General features: G+C 72.3%; 13 protein-coding genes. 8 read left to right on the top strand and 5 right to left on the bottom strand.

Annotation, left to right across the window (positions count from 1 at the left end; translation table 11 throughout):
* Positions 1–40 precede the first annotated feature (40 nt).
* The 3 genes from IEY99_RS06985 (at position 41) to IEY99_RS06975 (ending at position 2,417) form a co-directional block, all read left to right on the top strand.
* Complete coding sequence (locus IEY99_RS06985; RefSeq protein ID WP_189200320.1) at positions 41–538, top strand: cation:proton antiporter regulatory subunit; 498 nt, start codon at positions 41–43, stop codon at positions 536–538.
* Between the two features lie 7 nt (positions 539–545).
* A complete protein-coding gene (locus IEY99_RS06980) occupies positions 546–1,751 on the top strand; it encodes a cation:proton antiporter (protein ID WP_189200318.1) in 1,206 nt (401 codons plus the stop codon).
* 219 nt (positions 1,752–1,970) lie between these two features.
* Positions 1,971–2,417: a hypothetical protein gene (locus tag IEY99_RS06975; RefSeq protein ID WP_189200316.1), complete on the top strand. Its 447-nt coding sequence runs from the start codon at positions 1,971–1,973 to the stop codon at positions 2,415–2,417.
* 88 nt (positions 2,418–2,505) lie between these two features.
* On the opposite strand, the gene IEY99_RS06970 is transcribed toward IEY99_RS06975, so the two are convergent.
* From IEY99_RS06970 to dnaK, 4 genes are all read right to left on the bottom strand, one after another.
* The gene (locus IEY99_RS06970) at positions 2,506–2,922 is read right to left on the bottom strand and encodes a heat shock protein transcriptional repressor HspR (RefSeq protein WP_189200741.1); all 417 of its coding nucleotides are present in this window, start codon (positions 2,920–2,922) and stop codon (positions 2,506–2,508) included.
* Positions 2,923–2,978: 56 nt separating this feature from the next.
* Complete coding sequence (gene dnaJ / locus IEY99_RS06965; RefSeq protein WP_189200314.1) at positions 2,979–4,166, bottom strand: molecular chaperone DnaJ; 1,188 nt, start codon at positions 4,164–4,166, stop codon at positions 2,979–2,981.
* 115 nt (positions 4,167–4,281) lie between these two features.
* A complete protein-coding gene (gene grpE / locus IEY99_RS06960; protein ID WP_189200312.1) occupies positions 4,282–4,908 on the bottom strand; it encodes a nucleotide exchange factor GrpE in 627 nt (208 codons plus the stop codon).
* Entirely contained in the window at positions 4,905–6,788 is a 1,884-nt protein-coding gene (gene dnaK / locus IEY99_RS06955; RefSeq protein ID WP_189200310.1) for a molecular chaperone DnaK, read from the bottom strand. The genes grpE and dnaK overlap by 4 nt, the downstream gene beginning before the upstream one ends.
* A 646-nt stretch (positions 6,789–7,434) precedes the next feature.
* Between dnaK and IEY99_RS06950 the strand changes: the two genes are divergently transcribed.
* Genes IEY99_RS06950 through IEY99_RS06940 form a run of 3 tightly spaced genes read left to right on the top strand, consistent with a single transcriptional unit; the run spans position 7,435 to position 12,028 of the window.
* Positions 7,435–9,072, top strand: coding sequence for a GTPase family protein (locus tag IEY99_RS06950; protein WP_229798266.1), 1,638 nt, complete (start codon positions 7,435–7,437; stop codon positions 9,070–9,072).
* Positions 9,069–10,769 (top strand): GTPase, encoded by a 1,701-nt coding sequence (locus tag IEY99_RS06945; RefSeq protein WP_189200308.1) that lies wholly within the window; start codon positions 9,069–9,071, stop codon positions 10,767–10,769. Before IEY99_RS06950 ends, IEY99_RS06945 begins: the two co-directional genes overlap by 4 nt.
* A gap of 35 nt (positions 10,770–10,804) precedes the next feature.
* Positions 10,805–12,028, top strand: a complete 1,224-nt coding sequence (locus IEY99_RS06940; protein ID WP_189200306.1) for a hypothetical protein — start codon at positions 10,805–10,807, stop codon at positions 12,026–12,028.
* A gap of 1 nt (position 12,029) precedes the next feature.
* Here the strand turns inward: IEY99_RS06940 and IEY99_RS06935 are convergent, their stop codons facing one another.
* A complete protein-coding gene (locus tag IEY99_RS06935; protein WP_189200305.1) occupies positions 12,030–13,457 on the bottom strand; it encodes a hypothetical protein in 1,428 nt (475 codons plus the stop codon).
* Positions 13,458–13,869: 412 nt separating this feature from the next.
* Between IEY99_RS06935 and pdhA the strand changes: the two genes are divergently transcribed.
* Positions 13,870–15,009 carry a pyruvate dehydrogenase (acetyl-transferring) E1 component subunit alpha gene (gene pdhA / locus IEY99_RS06930; RefSeq protein WP_189200303.1) on the top strand — a complete coding sequence of 380 codons (1,140 nt, stop codon included), beginning with the start codon at positions 13,870–13,872 and terminating at the stop codon, positions 15,007–15,009.
* A complete protein-coding gene (locus tag IEY99_RS06925; RefSeq protein WP_189200738.1) occupies positions 15,006–15,995 on the top strand; it encodes an alpha-ketoacid dehydrogenase subunit beta in 990 nt (329 codons plus the stop codon). Before pdhA ends, IEY99_RS06925 begins: the two co-directional genes overlap by 4 nt.
* Positions 15,996–15,999: the final 4 nt, after the last annotated feature.

Raw genomic sequence — 15,999 nt, 5'->3', positions numbered from 1 at the left:
TCACACCTCTTCCGAGCCCGCACCCATTACCGTTGACTTCGTGCGCGTACGGGTAGAGCAGACACCCCTTCCTGGCATCGGCGTCCGCCACGACCTGGTGACGTCGTCGGGACGTACGGTCGGCGTGGTCTCGCACCGCAACGGCCGCCGCGACCTGGTCCTCTACGACGTGGACGACCCCGACTCGTGCCTCGCCTCGATACCGCTGACCGACGACGAGGCGGAGGCGCTGGCCGACGTCCTCGGCGCGTCGCTCATGCTGGGCCAGCTCTCCGGCCTGCGCGAGCAGGCGGCGGGCCTGCTCACCGAGCAGATCGCCCTGCCCGCCGGCTCCCCCTTCGTCGGCCGCCGGCTGGGCGACACCCGCGCCCGCACCCGCACCGGCGTGTCGATCGTGGCGGTGCTGCGCGACCGCGAGGTGATCCCCTCGCCCGGGCCGTCGATCGTCTTCGAGGCGAACGACGTGGTCGTCGCCGTCGGCACCCGCGACGGCCTGGGTGGCCTCACCGCCATCCTCGCCGGCGAACACGGCGACTGAGGCGCCGGTGCACAGCACGACGATCCTTCTCATCGAGGTCGGCGCGCTTCTCTTCGCGCTCGGCATGCTCGGGCGGCTCGGCCGTCGCATCGGGCTGTCGCCGATCCCGCTCTACCTGCTCGCCGGGCTCGCCTTCGGCCACGGCGGCCTCGTCCCGCTCTCGGCCAGCGAGCAGTTCATCGAGGTCGGCGCCGAGATCGGCGTCATCCTGCTGCTGGTGATGCTGGGCCTGGAGTATTCGGCGAGCGAGCTCGTCGGCAACCTGCGTGCGGCGGCCCCCGCCGGCCTCATCGACGCGCTGCTCAACGCCCTGCCCGGGGCGGCGTTCGCGCTGCTGCTGGGCTGGGGCTGGGAGGCGGCGGTGGTGCTGGCCGGCATCACCTGGGTCTCGTCGTCCGGCGTGATCGCCAAGGTGCTCGCCGACCTCGGCCGGCTGGGCAACCGCGAGACGCCGGTGATCCTCTCGGTGCTGGTCATCGAGGACCTGGCGATGGCGTTCTACCTGCCCCTGGTGACCGCCGTCCTGGCCGGGGCCGGGCTGCTGGGCGGGGCGAAGGCCCTGGCGGTCGCGGTCCTCACCGTGGTCGCGGTCCTCGTGGTGGCGATCCGCTACGGCAACGCCATCTCGAACTTCGTCTCGGTGAAGGACGCCGAGGCGCTGCTGCTCAGCGTGCTGGGACTGACCCTGTTCGTCGCCGGGGTCGCCGCGGAGCTGCACGTGTCCGCCGCCGTGGGCGCGTTCCTCGTCGGCATCGCGCTCTCCGGCCAGGTCGCGCACAGCGCGGTGCAGATGCTGTCGCCGCTGCGTGACCTCTTCGCCGCGGTGTTCTTCGTGTTCTTCGGCCTCTCCACCGACCCCGCCGCCATGCCGCCGGTGCTGCTGCCGGCGCTGGGCCTCGCCGCGCTCACCATGCTGACCAAGATCCTGACCGGCGTCTTCGGGGCCCGGCGCCGCGGCATCGCCCTGCCCGGCCAGGTACGCGCCGGGCTCGCCCTCATGCCCCGGGGCGAGTTCTCCATCGTCATCGCCGGCCTCGCGGTGGCCTCGGGCGTCGAGCCCGAGCTGGCCCCGCTCGCCACGGCATACGTCCTGATCACGGTGGTGACCGGGCCGCTGCTGGCCCGTTTGCCGGATTACGCCTGGTTCAAGACCGCGATCCGCCGGCGGATGGCGGTCCGCCCGCCGGCCGACCCGGTGCCGGCAGCCGACTGACCAGGAGATCTCCGGGCTGCGCAATGCTACTGACCGGTATCCGAAAGTGATACCTCATCACTTCCGCGGGAGCGATCTCACGCGCTAACGTGTCGCCGCGACAACAACGAGTTATCAGGGTGACCAGCGACACGCCGGACTTGACGAAGCTCACGGCGCAGGCGCGGGCCCTGAGCCTTCAGGAGGACGGCGGATGATCGAGCGAGATGGGGCGGCGTCGTGACTGTGCGTGAGTCGACGTTCTTCGGATTCGCCAACCCGGTCGACCCGCGGCCGGAGGAACTGCAAGCATGGGCGTACCACCCGGACGCGGTCCCGCTCGACGCCATGCCGTCGGACTGGGACCTGCTGATCGCGGGTGACGTGCTGGCGCCGACCCTGTTCGAGCTGGCGATGGACCGGCAGTGCCCGGCCCGGCGCTTCGCCCAGCACTGCATGTACATCTACGCGGCGGACGGGGTGCGCCCGAACGCGTCCTCGCAGCGCAAGCGCCGCCTGAAGAAGTACGTGGAGCGCGCGGAGGAGGTCGGCGACGAGCCGATGGCCATCTGGGCGCACAACTGCCGCGTGCTGATGACCCGCCCGGAACTCTTCGACTACCAGGACTGGATCGAGGGCGGCCTGGTGCGCCACCCGCGCCGCCTGGCACTCTTCGGCCGCCGCTGAACCCGGCTCCCGCCCGCCGCTCGATTCGGCTCTCGCCGTCGCTGGACCGGCCTCCCGGCGAGGCTCGGCCCTCCCCGCGAGGCTCGGCTCACCTATCGCCCGAGCGGCGCGGGCGCCACACGACCAGGGCGGTCGACGGGCGCTCCTGCCGCACCAGGTCCCGGCGCGGGTAGGGCCCGACGGACTCCAGCTCCGCGATGCGCCGGTACGCCTCGTCGAGCTGCGACTCCAGCTGGGTGATCCGTTCCTGCAGCTCGCCGGCGAGCTGCTCGAGACCGATGATCCGCTTGATGCCGGCCAGGTTGACGCCGTCCTCCTGGCTCAGCTTCTGCACCTCGCGGAGCAGCGCGACGTCCCGCTCGCTGTAGCGCCGGCCGCCGCCACCGGCCCGGCCCGGCTGCACCAGGCCGAGTCGGTCGTACTGGCGCAGGGTCTGCGGGTGCATCCCGGCCAGCCGCGCGGCGACGGAGATGATCAGGACCTTCGCGTCGGAGGCCTGCTCCATCGAGATGCTGATCTCTTCGTACACGTGCCACCTCCCAGAGGGCCCTGACCGCCCGATTATCCCCGGCGCAGCCGGGCGTCGATACGTCCGCGTTCCGCGTTCGGCGTGAGCTTGGCGAAACGTTCCAGCGCGTCCCGGGCCTCGTCCGAGACGCCGGTGGGCACCTGCACCTCGACGGTGACCAGCAGATCGCCGGTCTGGCCGTCGCGGCGCTGCACGCCCTTGCCCCGGGCCCGCAGCTTGCGTCCGCTCGGCGTGCCCGGGGGCACCCGCAGCGTCACCGAGCCGTCCAGGGTGGGCACCCGCAGGTCGGTGCCGAGCACCGCCTCGGCGAACGTGATCGGCACGGTCATCGTGATGTCGTCGCCGACGCGCCCGAACAGGTCGTCGGGACGCACCCGGACCTGCACGTACAGGTCGCCGGCCGGGCCGCCGCGCTCGCCGGGCTCGCCCCGGCCGCTGAGCCGGATCCGCTGCCCGTCGGCGACGCCGGCCGGGAAGCGGACGTTGATCGTGCGGTTCTTGGTGACCCCGCCCGTGCCGCGGCACTCCGGGCACTTCTGCTCGACGATGGAACCCGCGCCCTGACACTCGCGGCACGGCTCGGAGAAGCTGAACGAGCCCTGGTTGCGGGAGATCAGCCCCGAGCCGTGGCACTGGGGACACGTCCGCGGCACGGTGCCGGGCTTGGCGCCGTTGCCGTGGCAGACGTCGCAGACGCCGGGCGAGCGCAGGGTGAGGGGCAACGTCGTGCCCTGCACCGCGTGCGCGAAGTCCAGCGTCACCTCCGCCTCGACGTCCCGGCCGCGCTGCGGGCCACGGCGGGGGCCACCGCCCGCGCCGCCGCCCGAGAAGATCGAGCTGAAGATGTCGGAGAAGCCGGCACCGCCGAACCGCCGGTCGCCGGCACCGCCGCCCGCACCCGCCCCGCTGAACCCGCCGAACAGGTCGGAGGGATCGAACTGGGCACCGCCGCCGGCCCGCGCGCCCCGGCGGAACGCGCCGGAGCCGAACAACGAGCGCATCTCGTCGTATTCTTTGCGCTTCTTGTCGTCGGACAGCACGTCGTACGCCTCGGAAGCGGCCTTGAACCGTTCCTCGGCGTCGGTGTTGCCGGGGTTGTGGTCCGGATGGTTCTCCCGGGCCAGCTTCCGGTACGCCTTCTTGATCTCGTCGGCGGAGGCGGATTTGCCCACCCCGAGAACGGCGTAGAAGTCCTTCTCCAGCCAGTCCTTCGAACTCATCCGGCCCACCCCCTCCTACAACAGATCCAATGCGTCTCAAGTCCGGTCGTGGGCGGCGGGTGGGGCGGTCGGAAGGGGGTCCCGCCCACCTGTCGGCGGGCGGGACGGGACATCGTCACGCGGGGTCGGCGACCGCGACCATCGCGGGCCGCAGCAGCCGCTCGCCCAGGATGTAGCCGCGGCGCATGACCTCGACGCAGGTCGGCTCCGTGACGTCGGCCGACGTCAGGTGCGCGACCGCCTCATGGCGGGTGGGGTCGAACGGGTCGCCCTTCTCGCCGAAGGCGACCAGGCCGAGCTTGCCGACCACCGCGCCCAGCGACTCGGCCACCGTGGCGAACGGCCCGACCAGGTCGCCGTGCTCACGAGCCCGGTCGAGGTCGTCGAGCACCGGCAGCAGCGCGGTGAGCACCGTGCCGGTGGTCTGCTCCGCCGCCGCGCTGCGATCCCGGTCGACGCGCTTGCGGTAGTTCGCGTACTCGGCGGTCACCCGCTGGAGGTCGCGGGTGCGCTCCTCCAGCTCGGTACGCAGAGCCGCCAGCTCCGCGCCGAGACCGGGCGTGGCGGTCACCTCGTCCTCGGGTTCCTCGGCGGCACGGTGTGCACCACCTCGGGTCTCCGCGGACTCCTCGGCCTCCTTGGTCACCGTGGTGTCCTTACCCTTCACATCGATCTTGCGGCGGTCGCGGATGACGACGCGCTCGGTCGCCTGACCGTCGTTCTCGTCGTCCGCCCGGCTCACTTCTTGTCGTCCTCGACGATCTCGGCGTCCACGACGTCGTCGGCACCGCCCTGCGGACCGGCGCTCGCACCGGCCGCGCCACCGGCGGCACCGGCGGAGGCGCCCTGGGCGCCGTCGGGACCCGGAGCACCCTCCGCGCCCTCCTGCTGCTGCGCGTAGAGCAGGGAACCGGCCTGCTGGGAGACCGTGGCCAGCTTCTCGTGAGCGGCCTTGATCTTCTCGATGTCGCTGCCGCCGAGCGCGCCGCGCAGGTCGCCCAGCGCCTCGCTGATCTGGTTCTTGGCGTCCTCGGGCAGCTTGTCGCCGCTCTCGGCCAGGAACTTCTCGGTCTGCCACTGAAGCTGCTCGGCGAGGTTGCGCGTCTCCGCGTCCTCCTTGCGCTTCTTGTCCTCGTCGGCGTGGTCCTGGGCGTCGCGCATCATGCGCTCGATGTCGTCCTTCGGCAGCGCGGAGCCGCCGGTGATCGTCATCTTCTGCTCCTTGCCGGTGCCCAGGTCCTTCGCGTGGACGTTCACGATGCCGTTGGCGTCGATGTCGAAGGTGACCTCGATCTGCGGCACGTTGCGCGGTGCCGGCGGCAGGCCGGTCAGCTCGAAGGTGCCGAGCTTCTTGTTGTACGCCGCGATCTCCCGCTCGCCCTGGAAGACCTGGATCAGCACGGACGGCTGGTTGTCGTCGGCCGTGGTGAAGACCTCGGAGCGCTTGGTCGGGATCGTGGTGTTGCGCTCGATCAGCTTGGTGAAGATGCCGCCCTTGGTCTCGATGCCCAGGCTCAGCGGGGTCACGTCGAGCAGCAGGACGTCCTTGACCTCGCCCTTGAGCACACCGGCCTGCAGGGCGGCGCCGACGGCGACGACCTCGTCCGGGTTGACGCCCTTGTTGGGCTCCTTGCCGGTCAGCGACTTGACCAGTTCGGTGACGGCGGGCATGCGGGTCGAGCCGCCGACCAGGATGACGTGGTCGACGTCGGAGACCTTGACGCCGGCGTCCTTGATCGCCTGCTCGAACGGGGCCTTGCACCGGTCCAGCAGGTCCTGCGTCATGCGCTGGAACTCGGCCCGGGACAGGTTCATGTCCAGGTGCAGCGGGCCCGACGCACCGGCCGTGATGTACGGCAGGTTGATGCTGGTCGTGGTCGCCGCGGACAGCTCGATCTTGGCCTTCTCGGCGGCCTCGCGGAGCCGCTGCAGCGCCATCTTGTCCTGCGACAGGTCGATGCCGTTCTCGCCGCGGAAGGTCTTGACCAGGTGGTCGATGATCCGCTGGTCCCAGTCGTCGCCGCCGAGGTGGTTGTCGCCGGAGGTCGACTTGACCTCGATGACGCCCTCGCCGAGCTCGAGCAGGGAGACGTCGAAGGTGCCGCCGCCGAGGTCGAAGACCAGGACGGTCTGCTCCTTGGAGCCCTTGTCCAGGCCGTAGGCGAGGGCGGCCGCGGTGGGCTCGTTGACGATGCGCAGGACGTTGAAGCCCGCGATCTCGCCGGCCTCCTTGGTGGCCTGGCGCTGGGCGTCGTTGAAGTAGGCCGGGACGGTGATGACCGCGTCGGTGACGGTCTCGCCGAGGTAGGCCTCGGAGTCACGCTTGAGCTTCATGAGCACCCGCGCGGAGATCTCCTGCGGGGTGTACTTCTTGCCGTCGATGTCGATCGACCAGTTGGTGCCGACCTCGCGCTTGACCGAACGGATGGTCCGGTCGGGGTTGGTCACCGCCTGACGCTTGGCGACCTCGCCCACGAGCACCTCGCCGTTGCGCGCGAAGGCGACGATGGACGGGGTCGTCCGGGCACCCTCCGCGTTGGCGACGACGGTGGGCTCGCCTCCTTCCAGAACGCTGACGCAGGAGTTCGTGGTGCCGAGGTCGATGCCGACCGCTCGTGCCATGTTCGCTTCCTCGCTTCTCACCGGGCGTCTTACTGCTGTCTTACACGATTGCGGGCCCACAAGTTGAGCGGACCGGACTCAATGATGCCACGACATCGCCAGACCGCAAGCGGAAGTTGAGTCAACTCGACGCAACTTCGATGAGGAAGGTCCCTGTCCGGTCACGACGGGTGGGGTACCTGTTGTCTGCGATGCATAGATCGGGCACGCTTTACCCGTGACGACGCACGGTGACGCGGTCGGTCCGTCGGCCACGCCCGCCGTAGCGGACGAGCCGCCGACCCAGTCCATGGCCCGCAACGGCGAGCCCGGGGAGCGGGACACCACCGCGCCCCGGGAGGATGCCGTGCCGCCCGGCGACGCGGAATCTCCGCGCGAGCAGGCGCCGGCCACCCCGGAATGGCCGCCGCCCAAGGCCTCCACGTCCGGCAACGTCGTCACCACCCAGACCAACCCGGCCACGTTCGACGACCTTCCTCCGCGGGAGGAGCAGGCGGAGGAGCCGACGGAGAGCGCTCCCGAGGCCGTCGCGCCCGCCCCGGCCGAGACCGTGGAGCCTGTCGAGCCGCCCCCGGCCCTGGGCCGGCTCGCCACCGCGCTCTCCCAGCTCCGGGCGGCGATCGGCGGTGCGACGTACCCGCTGGTCATGCCCTCGGCGGAGGAGGCACGCCGGATCGGCACCGCGCTGGTGTCGCAGCTCGACGACTATCTCCTGCCGCGCCTCGCCCGGCTCGACGCGCCGCTGCTCGTGGTCGTCGGGGGATCCACCGGCGCCGGCAAGTCGACCCTGGTCAACAGCCTGGTCCGGGCCCCGGTCAGCACCGCCGGCGTGCTGCGCCCGACGACCCGGTCCCCGGTGCTGGTCAGCCACCCCGCCGACTCCTCATGGTTCCGCAAGGGTGAGCTGCTGCCCGGGCTCACGCGCACCACGGAGGCCGGCTCCCACCCGGAGACCCTGCAACTGGTCTCGGCGCCGGCGCTCGGGCCCGGCCTGGCCTTCCTCGACGCCCCCGACATCGACTCGGTGGTGGACCGCAACCGGCAGCTCGCGGCGCAACTGCTGGCGGCGGCGGATCTGTGGCTGTTCGTCACGACCGCCGCACGCTATGCGGACGCCGTACCGTGGGAGTTGCTGAAGACGGCCCGGCTGCGCGGCACCGTGATCGCGCTGGTGCTGGATCGCGTGCCGGAGGAAGCCGCCGGCGAGGTCTCCGCGCACCTGGCCGAGATGCTCACCGAGCACGACATGGGGGCCGCGCCCCTGTTCGTGCTGAAGGAGACCACCCTGGACGGCCAAGGCCTGCTGCCCGAGGAGGAGACCCGGCCGCTGCACGACTGGTTCGCCCAGCTCGCCGCCGACGCCGACGCCCGGGCCGCCGTCGTGCGCCAGACGCTCGACGGCGCCCTCGCCGCGCTCGGCCCGGCCGTCGAGGGCCTGGCCGCCGCCGCCGACGAGCAGGCGGTCGCGGCGAAGGCCCTCGACGAACGGGTGACGGCGGCCTACCGCACCGCGCGCCGGACCTTCCAGGACGGCCTGCGGGACGGCCGCCTGCTCCGCGGCGAGGTGCTCGCCCGCTGGCAGGAGTTCATCGGCACCGGGGAGTTCCTACGGACGCTGGAGTCGCGGATCGGCCAGCTCCGCGACAAGCTGGTCGCGGCGGTCACCGGCCGGCCGGCGCCCGGACGCAACCTCCAGGTGGCGCTGGAGTCCCAGCTCGTCACCCTGGTACGCGGCATCGCCGCGGACGCGGCCGAGCAGGCCTACGCGGCGTGGCAGGCCCATCCCGCCGGCGCCGAGCTGCTGGAGCCGGGCCTGCAGAAGCCCGCGCCGGACCTGCCGGAGCGGGCGGAGCGCGTCGTCCGCGACTGGCAGCAGTGGGTGCTGGAGCTCGTCCGCACGGAAGCCGCGGACAAGCGCTTCGTCGCCCGCGGCGCCGCGTACGCGGTCAACGGCGTCGGCCTCGCGGTGATGATCGCGGTCTTCACCTCCACCGCCTTCATCCCGACCGGCGCCGAGGTGGCGGTCGGGGCGGGCACGACCGTGGCCGCCCAGAAGGTGCTCGAGGCGATCTTCGGCGACCAGGCCATCCGCACCCTGGCGACCCGGGCCCGCGAGGAACTGGTGTCCCGGGTCGACGAGCTGCTCGACGCCGAGGCGGCCCGCTACACGGACCGCACCGCCGCGGCCGGGCTCGAACTCCAACCGGGCACCGCGCTGCGGGAGGCCGCGGCGGACGTCAAGCGGAGCAGGGAGGAACTCGCGTTGACCGGGACGCCGTCATGAGCCTCGCCGAGAAGGTCAAGCGCGCGCTGTCCGGCGACGACCGCGTGGACGCCCAGCAGCTCAGCGAGCGGCTCGACGCCTTGCAGCGGTTCCTGCGGGTCACCGACCCGTACCTGCCGGACCACGACCTCGTCGCCGCGCACACGCTGGTGGAACGCGCGGGCAGCCGGCTCGCGCTGTCGCAGGACCACACGGTGGTCGCGCTGGCCGGCAGCACGGGCAGCGGCAAGTCCAGCCTGTTCAACGCGCTCGCCCGGCTCAAGCTGTCGCCCGTGGGCGTGCGCAGGCCGACCACCGGCGTCGCCCACGCCTGCGTGTGGGGTCCGCTCGAACCGGCCAACCGGCTGCTCGACTGGGTCGGCGTGCTCCCCCGGCAGCGATTCATCCGGGAGAGCGCGCTGGACGGCGACGACGAGGCCGCGCTGCGCGGGCTGGTGCTGCTCGACCTGCCGGACTTCGACTCGGTCGAACGCGGCCACCGGATCGAGGTGGACCGCCTGCTCGGCCTGGTCGACCAGGTGGTGTGGGTGGTGGACCCGCAGAAGTACGGCGACCGCATCCTGCACAACGCCTACCTGCGCCAGTTCCGGTCGCACGGCGACGTCACGATCGTGGTGCTCAACCAGGCCGACCGGCTCACGCCCGCCGACACCGAACTCGTGCTGACCGACCTGAAGCGACTGCTCGACGAGGACGGCCTGACCGGCGTGCCCGCCATGGCCACCTCGGCGAAGCAGCCCGGGATGCTCACCGAGCTGCGCTCGGCGCTGGAGAAGACGGTCGCCGAGCGGCAGGCCGCCCTGCGCCGGCTCGCCGGCGACCTCGACACGGTCGCCGAGCAGCTCAGCGCCACGATCGGGCCGCCGGCCGCCGAGGACGAGATCGACCGGGCCACCGTACGGCAGCTCAGTGACGCCCTCGCCGCCTCGGCAGGGGTGCCGGCGGTGGCCGCGGCGACGGCGGGCGCGTACCGGCACCGGGCGCTCGCGAGCACCGGCTGGCCGCTGCTGCGCGGCGTTCGCAAGCTGCGGCCGGACCCGCTCAAGCGCCTGCACATCTCGTCGGACAAGGCGGCCGCGGACGCCTCGGGGGACACGCCTTCGCAGGAGCTCGTGCCCGTGCCGCGCACCTCACTGCCGGAGGCCGACGCCGCGCAGAAGTCGGCGGTCGGCCTGTCCGTGCGCGCGGTGGCCGCGCGGGCCGCCGCGCCGATCCCCGAGGTCTGGGCGCCGGCGCTCACCGCGGCCGCCCGGTCCCGGCTCGGCGACCTGCCCGACGCACTCGACCGGGCGGTCGCCAGGACCGACCTGGGCATGAGCCGCAAGCCTCTCTGGTGGACGGTGGTCGGCCTGCTCCAATGGCTGTTCACGATCGCCGCCGTGGCCGGCCTCGGCTGGCTGCTGGCCGGATACGCCGTCCGCGCCCTCGGCCTGCCCGAGTTCGACAATCCCCAGGTCGGCGAGGTGCCGCTGCCCACCCTGCTGCTGCTCGGCGGCCTCGTGCTCGGACTGCTGCTGGCGGTGCTGCTGCGGCCGCTCGTCAACGCGGGCGCCAGACGCGCGGGACGCCGGGCCGAGCAGCGGCTGCGGGCGTCGGTCACCGAAGTCGGCCGGGAGTACGTCGTCGCGCCGGTCCGCGAGGTCCTCAACGGGTATGCGCAGGCCCGCGAGGCGCTCACCGTCGTCCGATCGGAATAGGGCCCGGGGCCTGCCGGACCGGTAGGCTCGGCGGCATGGCGGCACCTCAGAATCCGTACGACGCGGTCCTGCACGCGGCCCGCGACGTGGCGAAGCTCGACTGTGCCCTGGACGCCGAGATGCTGGGCACCGCCCTGCTGGGCAGCGTCTATTCCGTGGCCACGACGGACCGCGGAGCGGCGGTCCGGGAGTTCGTGGGCCAGTTCCTCGCCGCCACGATCCGCCGGCGCAGCGCCTCGGCGACGACGATCCGCGAGGTCTTCGCGAGCCTCGTGCCGGACGCCGACGGCGCGGCCGAGGTCCGCCGCGGCGCCCAGGCCCCACCCTGGACGGGCCAGCTCGGCCGGGTGCGGGTGACCGGTTGCTACGCGTACGGCGACGTCTACGGCGACCAGACGTCCTATCTGGTCACGTTCGCCTACGACGACCCGGAGGAGGGCGGGCCGGAGCACGCGGTCGTCGCCCTCGTGGACCACAACATCGGCATCACCAAGGACGTCTTCGTGGGCGGTCCCGCGAACCGCATCCTCGGCCAGGTCCGCGAGATGTGCGCGACCGACGAGCTGACCTGGTTCCGCGAGGAGGACCCGGGCCGGCTGCGCAGCGAGGTCGCCCGCCACCTCGAGATGACCGACGAGCTGAGCGACCTGCCCCAGGACGGCAACCTGGCGACCGACCGCGCGCTCGCCGCCGCGCGCCTGGCCCTGCTGCCCACGTCGACGGTCCCCCCGCTGCCCGAACCGCCCGAGCTGAGCGGGCCGGACCGCGAGCGGATGCTCCGCGACTTCCTGGCATCCCCGGAGGCCGCGCGGTTCGGGCTCGACGCCGTCGCGGCCGACGACGAGCTCGCTTCCCTGCACTTCTGCCTGAGCCTGCTGCTCGACCACGCGGGCAGCCTGCCGGACGGGGATCCGCTGCGCTGGAGCCCGGCGGTGGCGGGCCTCTTCCTGCTGGACTGGGTCCACCGCCGCGCGGTCCTCGACATGGACGACGCCGCGATGCTGCCCCGGGTGACCCGGGCGTGGTCGGCCTACGCGATGCGCAGGAAGGGGCTGCCGGCGGCCGCCACGGAGCAGACCGACTCGGTGGTCGAGGAGATGATCCCCGAGTTCGCCCGCCTCTACGCCACGGGTGAGAAGCGCAGCCCGGCCACGGCGGCGGTGGCGCAGCTGATCTCGGAGGGCGTCGACCCCAACGACGCCGAGGCGATCGACGCCTGGATCGAGACCAACCGGCATCGCCTCACCGACGACTCCTGAATCACCAGCGGTTGGTGCGGTCGGGGTCGGCGTGGTGCCGGCCCATCCGGGAGATGCGGTTCAGGGCCGCCGTGCGGTTGTCCTCCGCGCGGTGCATGCGCTCCGCGCGATGACTGCCCCGGTAGGAGCGGGCGGCGAACTGGGTGCCGTCGGCCTGCTCCGCCACGAACTGGTGGCGGTGGCCGTTGTGGGTGCGGCCCGGGGCACGGTCCGTTCTGAGGTTCTGCGGGCGCTCGGACATTGCCGACCTCCGGCTGCTGTCGGTGCGGGCGGTCTCGGCCCGGCGATGGCTGACGATCTTCCTGCTGTCTGTACGGGCGACACGCGCCCAGCGATGAGTGACGACCTTTTTGAGGCGTTTCGGCGGCTCGGCGCGCCGGTGTTCGCCGACGGTCGCCCCGCGGCCGTGGCGTCCGGCCGGCTCGATGTGGACGGTGATCAGGCGGCGGCTGCCGGCCCGGTGATGGGACCAGTGGGCGCGATGGTTGACGTCCTCGCAGTGCTTGTGCGGCGAACGGTCGGGGCGGTGGTGGTGCGACGGCCGGGACGAGCAGTGGGTCCGGTCCGCGCACCACGGCGGGTAGACCGGCTTCGCCGGCGGCCGGGCCGGGGACGGCGAGCCACCCGGGCCATCCTGATCGGAGCCCTGGTCGTCGCCATCACCGTGGCCGGGGCGATCGCCGGGTCCGGCGGCACCGTCGGCGTCGGCGTCATCCGGCGTGCTGTCGTCTGTCTCGTCGGGCGGGACCGGCTCGTCCCCGTGCGGCGGGGCCGGCTCGTCCCCGTGCGGCGGGGTCGGCTCGTCCCCATTCGGCGGGGCCGGCTCGTCCCCGTGCGGCGGGGTCGGCTCGTCCGGCCAGGTCAGCTCGGGCCACGGCGGGCGGTCCCATCCGGTCGGCCCTTCCGGCCGGCCGGGGTGGCCCGAGCCGGTGGGCGCCTGCGGCCGGGCCGGCTTCCCGGGGCGGGCCGGCTTCTCCGGCCGGTGCGGTCCTTCCGGCCGGATGATGCGCTGGGCACCGCTCGGAATGCCTGATTTGTTCGATGTGGTGGTGCGGTCGGGGGCGCTGTGGCCGTACCCGCGTGGTCTGGTCTTCTTGTTCTGGGCCTGACCACGGATGGGGGCCGAGCCGATCGGGGTGGGCGGGCCCGCGCCGGCCGAGGCCGGCGGCGACGTGCGGACCGGGCCGGCCGAGGGCAGCGGGATGAACGGTACGTCGGTGACGGTCGTCCGGCCGTCGGCCAGCTCGCTGGAGCCGGCGGTGATCGCCGCCAGGGTCGGCAGCGAGGCGAGACCCACCAGCATCGCCACGAGGAGCACGTAGCGCCGGGTCGGCCCGGTCAGGCCTTCCGCGCTGTAGACACCGTTGAGGCGCTTGCGCAGGACCTTGATCGGTGGCACGAGCCCGTCGTCGTTCGGCTGCTCCGGCACGGCCGGCACCCTCCCCAGAGTCGAAGATCCACGTGGATCTCTCAGCTGCTGGGGAGAACGACGGATGCGCCGTTGGGCAGCGGCGAGAATCGTCCGTTCAGACGGAAGTGACGGTACGAAAACCACTTATTTGGACAAATTTGGGCAACGATTACTCGGCGAGGTTTTTCGGATCTGTGATCGACCTGACGTGTGGCGCCACTCACGTTCTCTGCGAGGATGGGGGCGACGGCGCCGCCGTCGCCCCCCGCCGACCGGCGGGGCGCGGTCGGGGCCGTCACTCCCCGGCCGGGTCGAGACCCGCCGACCAAACCGCGCGGAACCTCACCCGGCCAGGCGCGGCGTACCAGCGGTCAGCCGCGCGGACGGGCAACACCCGCCGTGGGCGCAGAGATGAAACAGGGAGACACGGATGGCGAACGGCGAAAGCGAAGTCGGGGTAGACGCCCCGGCCGGCGGTTTCGTTCAACTGCTCACCCCCGACGGGGAGCGGATCGACAGCGTCACCACGGCGGACGGCGCCACGTACTCCGTCGACTTCACCGACGACGAGTACCGCGAGCTCTACAAGGACCTCGTCACGGTGCGGCGCCTCGACGCCGAGGCCACCGCCCTGCAGCGGCAGGGCGAGCTGGGCATCTGGGCCAGCCTGCTGGGCCAGGAGGCCGCGCAGGTGGGCTCCGGGCGCGCGCTGCGCCCGCAGGACATGGCCTTCCCGACCTACCGGGAGCACGGCGTCCTCTACACCCGGGGCATCGACCCGATCATGCCGTTCGGCCTGTTCCGCGGTGTCGACCAGGGCGGCTGGGACGCGAACAAGTACAAGTTCAACGGCTACACGATCGTCATCGGCTCGCAGACCCTGCACGCGACCGGCTACGCCATGGGCGTGACCATGGACGGCAAGACCGGCGGCCCCGACGGCGAGGCGGTCATCGCGTACTTCGGTGACGGCGCCACCAGCCAGGGCGAGGTCAACGAGTCGTTCGTCTGGTCCGGCGTGTTCAACGCGCCGATCGTCTTCTTCTGCCAGAACAACCAGTACGCGATCTCGGAGCCGCTCGAACGGCAGACGCGCATCCCGCTCTACCGGCGGGCCGACGGCTTCGGCTTCCCCGGCATCCGGATCGACGGCAACGACGTGCTGGCCACCTTCGCGGTGACCCGGGCGGCGCTGGACAACGCCCGCAACGGTCAGGGCCCGACGCTGATCGAGGCCTACACCTACCGGATGGGCGCGCACACCAGCTCCGACGACCCGACCCGCTACCGCATCGCCAGCGAGGTCGAGTCCTGGAAGGCGAAGGACCCGATCAGCCGCATGAAGGCGTTCCTGACCAAGCAGCAGCTGGCCGACGACGCGTTCTTCGGCGAGGTCGACGAGGCCGCCCGCACGCTGGCCCTCGACCTGCGCGAGCGGGTGCTCGCCATGCCGGACCCGCAGCCGGTCACCATGTTCGACCACGTCTACCCGAACGGTTCGCCCGAGGTCGACGCGCAGCGCAAGCAGTTCGCCGAGTACCAGGCGTCGTTCGAGGGGAGCGCCCACTGATGGCCGAGACGATCACTCTGGGCAAGGCCCTCAACCACGGCTTGCGCCGTGCTCTGGAGAACGACTCCAAGGTCGTCATCATGGGCGAGGACGTCGGCAAGCTGGGCGGCGTCTTCCGGATCACCGACGGCCTGCAGAAGGACTTCGGCGAGGACCGGGTCATCGACAGCCCGCTGGCCGAGGCCGGCATCGTCGGCACGGCGGTCGGCCTCGCCATCCGCGGCTACCGGCCGGTGTGCGAGATCCAGTTCGACGGTTTCGTCTTCCCGGCGTACAACCAGATCGTCGCCCAGGTCGCGAAGATGTACTACCGCTCGATGGGCAAGGTGCGCATCCCGATCGTCATCCGCATCCCGTACGGCGGTGGCATCGGCGCGGTCGAGCACCACTCCGAGTCGCCCGAGGCGTACTTCGCGCACACCGCCGGCCTCAAGGTCGTCACCTGCGCGAACCCCGCGGACGCGTACGTGATGATCCAGCAGGCGATCGCCTCCGACGACCCGGTCGTGTTCTTCGAGCCGAAGCGCCGCTACTGGGAGAAGGGCGAGGTCGACCTCGACATCGACCTGGCCGGCGCGTACCCGCTGCACGCCTCCCGGGTGGCCCGCGAGGGCACCGACGCGACGCTGATCGCCTACGGCCCGATGGTCCGGGTGGCGCTCGACGCCGCCACGGCCGCCGCGGAGGACGGCCGCAACCTCGAGGTCATCGACCTGCGCACGCTCTCCCCGCTGGACCTCGACCCGGTCTACGCGTCGATCCGCAAGACGGGCCGTGCCGTGGTGGTCCACGAGGCGCCGGGCAACGTCGGCCTGGGTGCGGAGATCGCCGCCCGGATCACCGAGGAGTGCTTCTACTCCCTCGAGGCGCCGGTCCTGCGCGTGACGGGCTACGACACGCCGTACCCGGCGGCCCGCGTCGAGGAGGAGTACCTCCCCGATCTGGACCGCGTCCTGGACGCCGTCGACCGTTCCTTCGGCTGGTGACGGC

Origin of the sequence: Couchioplanes azureus (assembly GCF_014648355.1) — a bacterium.
GTDB lineage: Bacteria > Actinomycetota > Actinomycetes > Mycobacteriales > Micromonosporaceae > Actinoplanes > Actinoplanes azureus.
This window is presented reverse-complemented; position numbering and strand designations above follow the sequence as displayed.